Below are 3332 nucleotides of genomic sequence, written 5' to 3'. Positions count from 1 at the left end.
CCCGGCGCGGCGGTGAGCAGGGTCCTACAGCATTCCTCCGTCGGCGTGCAGGGTCTGCCCGGTCACCCAGGCGGAGTCCTGTCCGGCGAGGAACGAGACCACGGCGGCGACGTCCGCCGGCTGGCCGAGGCGCCGCAGCGGCGTGGCCCCGATGATCATGTCGAGGTTCTGCCGGGCGTCGGGCGAGAGCATGTCGGTGTCGGTGGGCCCGGGCGCCACCGCGTTCACCGTGATGCCCTGCGGGCCGAACTGGTGCGCCAGCGACCGGGTCAGCACCTCGACCGCCACCTTGGTGGCGCCGTAGACGCCCAGCATCGGCACCGCCCCGGACGGGAGCCCGGCAGCGATGTTGATGATCCGCCCGCCCTCGGGCAGGACCTTGACGGCCTCCTGGGCCGACAGGAACACGCTCTTGAAGTTCACCGCGACCGCGCGGTCGAAGTCCTCCTCCGAGATGTACTGCACGGGCCCGCCGACCAGCACGCCGGCGTTGTTGACGACGACGTCGACACCGGCACCTCGGGCGTTGGCGAACTCGTAGAGCGCCCGCACGTCGGCGGCCACGGAGACGTCACCGCCGATCGCGGCCGCCTCACCGCCACTCTCGACGATGCCGCGGACGACCTCCTCGGCCGCCTCCTTGTTGTGCTGGTAGTGGGCGACCACCCGGAAACCGTCCCGGGCCAGCCGTTCGGCGATGGCGCGTCCGATTCCGCGTGAGGCTCCGGTGACGATCGCCGTCCTGCCGTTCAATGCCATTCGATCTCCTAGCGTGGTTTCACGATGGACCGTCCCGGCCCGGCCGATGCGCGGCCGGGTGACAGCACCACCCGGGTGCAGGTCCGCAACGATCGTCGTGCGCCACGGCGTCGCCGGCATCACGCGCCTTCGTGATATCCGGGTGTGCATTGTCAACATCCGGACCATGAAGATCCGGGGGTGCCGACTAGATTCTTCGATGTGACCCAACAAAGTCACTCGAACACGGGATGTCACCATCCCCGGTCTGGGCGAGATTGGCAGCAGCCGTGCACCACCGCCGGCCGGGCGACCCGGCGGGCCGGCGGCGCCGGCGGTTCCCCGGGCGCGACCAGCGCCTTCCCCGACGAGCTACAGGCAGGTCATGGGCCCCATCACCAGCACCCTCCCGGTACGCCTCAGCCGCCGCCTCCTCTGGACGGGCCTCGAACGCAAGGCTGCGGACCCGGTCCCGTTCCTTCCGGCGGTGACCGGCTGCACGGTCCTCGAGCGATATCCCGACGGCCTCCTGCGGGAGATCGTCGTCCGGGGTGAGCAACGTCAACGCGAACGGGTGACCTTCGCGCCACCGGACCGGATGGACTTCGCGCAACTCACCGAACCGCTCTGGCAGACCATCAGCAACATCATCGGCGACGGTCCCGGCGGGACGACACTGACGCTGAGCCTGCAACTGTCCCCGGCCGGCGAGGAGAAGGCCCGGCTCGAACCGCAGTATCTGGCCGCCATGCGGGACTTCGTGGAGTCGACGCTGGTGGCCGTCGTGGAAACCCTGCACCGCACCAGCACCGAGCAGGCCGGGCGGGCCCGCTGATGGCCACCGGCGCACCCGTGCTCATCGTGGGCGGCGGCCCGGTGGGCTGCACCCTCGCGCTCGAACTGGCCCGGCACGGCACCGCGAGCCGGATCATCGAACGCTCCCCGCGCCCCACCCGGCACCCCAAGATGGACTTCCTCAACGCCCGCAGCATGGAACTGCTGGCCCGCCTCGGCGTCGTGGACGAGATCCGCCGGCGGGGCGTACCGCCGGAACACCCGTTCACCTTCCACTGGCTCCGGGCGCTGGGCCGGGCGCCGATCACCACCTGGGACTACCCCTCGGTCGAGGAGACCCGCCGGCGCGACGCGCGGGACAACGACGGGTCCCGGCCGGCCGAGCCCTACCAGCGGATCACCGGCGCGCTGCTGGAGGAGATCCTGCGGAACCGCGTACGGGCCGATCCGCTGATCCAGCTGCACGAGGGGATGCGGTTCACCGGGCTGCGCGACGAGCAGCACCGGGTCGTGGCGACCGCCGTGGACCTCGCCGGGACAGAGCACGAGCTGCCCGGCAGCTACCTGGTCGGGTGCGACGGGGCCAACAGCGCCGTCCGTGCCGCGGCCGGGATCACCGTCGAGGACATCGGCCCGAGCGCCCGGCACTGCGACGTCTACTTCACCAGCACCGATCCGGTGCTGCGCCGCCACGGCCGGTACTTCCTCTCGGTCATCGCGGGCGGGGTCACGCTGGTGTCGCGCGACGAGAAGGACACCTGGACGGCCGCCTTCCCGCTGGCACCCGGGGTGGAACGGGCCGAGGACCCGGTCCGCGAGCTGCGCGAGCGGCTCGGTGCGCAGCTCTCGCTCGAGGTGCTGGACGTGGCGTACTGGCAGGGCCGGCTCGGGGTGGCGGACGAGTACCGCAAGGGGCGGGTGCTGCTGGCGGGTGACGCGGCGCACCAGTTCTTTCCCACCGGAGGGCACGGGGCCAACACCGGGCTGGCCGACGCCGTCGACCTCGGCTGGAAACTGGCCGCCCGCGAGGCGGGCTGGGCCGGCGAGCGGATCCTGGACAGCTATGCGGCCGAGCGCCGGCCGGTAGCGCTCTTCAACCGCGAGATGTGCCTGAACCTACTGGAGGTGTGGCGCCGCTTCCCGGTCCTCGCCGCCGCGGGCGCGACGGACGAGCAGCTGGCCGGTTTCCTGGCCGAGGACAGCTACCAGATCGAGAACCTCGGCATCCATTGCGGTTACCGCTACACCGGCTCCCCGGTGGTACGCCACGAGACGGACGCCGCCCCGCCGTGGCATTGGCGGCACATCGTGGCGACCACCTGGCCCGGCGGCCGCGCACCCAGCGTGCGGCTGGACGACGGCACCCCGCTGTACGACCTGCTGGGTGCCGGCTTCACCCTCGTCGACCTGTCCGGCGCCAAGACCGGAGCGGCGCTGGCCGACCGGGCCGGGCGCCGGGGACTGCCGATCACCTATCTCGTCGTCGACGACGACAACGTCAGGAGGACCTGGGAACGCGATCTGGTGCTCGTACGGCCGGACCAGCACGTCGCCTGGCGCGGCGACCGTCCCCCGGCCGATTGGGACGCGGTCCTGGACACGGTGTGCGGACTGGAGCCGCACTGAGCCGGTGCCGGGGCATTCGCCACACACTGAACGGGGGCAACATGGAAAGAATGGTGCGCAAACGCGGAATCGTTCGTCCGGGCCGGCGGACGCGGCCGCCGGAACAGGAATCGCGGAGTACCACCAGGAAGGCGAGCCGCCGGGCGCTGGCCACCGCGCGCCGGCAGACCGCC

3 protein-coding genes are annotated in these 3332 nt (G+C 71.7%); 2 read left to right on the top strand and 1 reads right to left on the bottom strand.

Features of this window, described 5'->3' with window-relative positions; translation table 11 throughout:
- Window positions 1-24: 24 nt before the first annotated feature.
- Complete coding sequence (locus AB0C29_RS39755; RefSeq protein WP_360831933.1) at window positions 25-759, bottom strand: SDR family oxidoreductase; 735 nt, start codon at window positions 757-759, stop codon at window positions 25-27.
- 364 nt (window positions 760-1123) lie between these two features.
- Between AB0C29_RS39755 and AB0C29_RS39750 the strand changes: the two genes are divergently transcribed.
- Together AB0C29_RS39750 and AB0C29_RS39745 are read left to right on the top strand one after the other, a co-directional pair.
- Complete coding sequence (locus AB0C29_RS39750) at window positions 1124-1573, top strand: SRPBCC family protein (protein WP_360831930.1); 450 nt, start codon at window positions 1124-1126, stop codon at window positions 1571-1573.
- Complete coding sequence (locus tag AB0C29_RS39745) at window positions 1573-3159, top strand: FAD-dependent monooxygenase (RefSeq protein ID WP_360831928.1); 1587 nt, start codon at window positions 1573-1575, stop codon at window positions 3157-3159. Before AB0C29_RS39750 ends, AB0C29_RS39745 begins: the two co-directional genes overlap by 1 nt.
- The last annotated feature ends 173 nt before the right edge of the window (window positions 3160-3332 follow it).

It is taken from the genome of Actinoplanes sp. NPDC048791 (genome assembly GCF_040650095.1).
Lineage (GTDB): Bacteria > Actinomycetota > Actinomycetes > Mycobacteriales > Micromonosporaceae > Actinoplanes.
This window is presented reverse-complemented; position numbering and strand designations above follow the sequence as displayed.

Coding starts and splice junctions, on each gene's coding strand:
- AB0C29_RS39755 (WP_360831933.1), bottom strand. CDS start 759: ATGGCATTGAACGGCAGGACGGCGATCGTCACCGGAGCCTCACGCGGA.
- AB0C29_RS39750 (WP_360831930.1), top strand. CDS start 1,124: ATGGGCCCCATCACCAGCACCCTCCCGGTACGCCTCAGCCGCCGCCTC.
- AB0C29_RS39745 (WP_360831928.1), top strand. CDS start 1,573: ATGGCCACCGGCGCACCCGTGCTCATCGTGGGCGGCGGCCCGGTGGGC.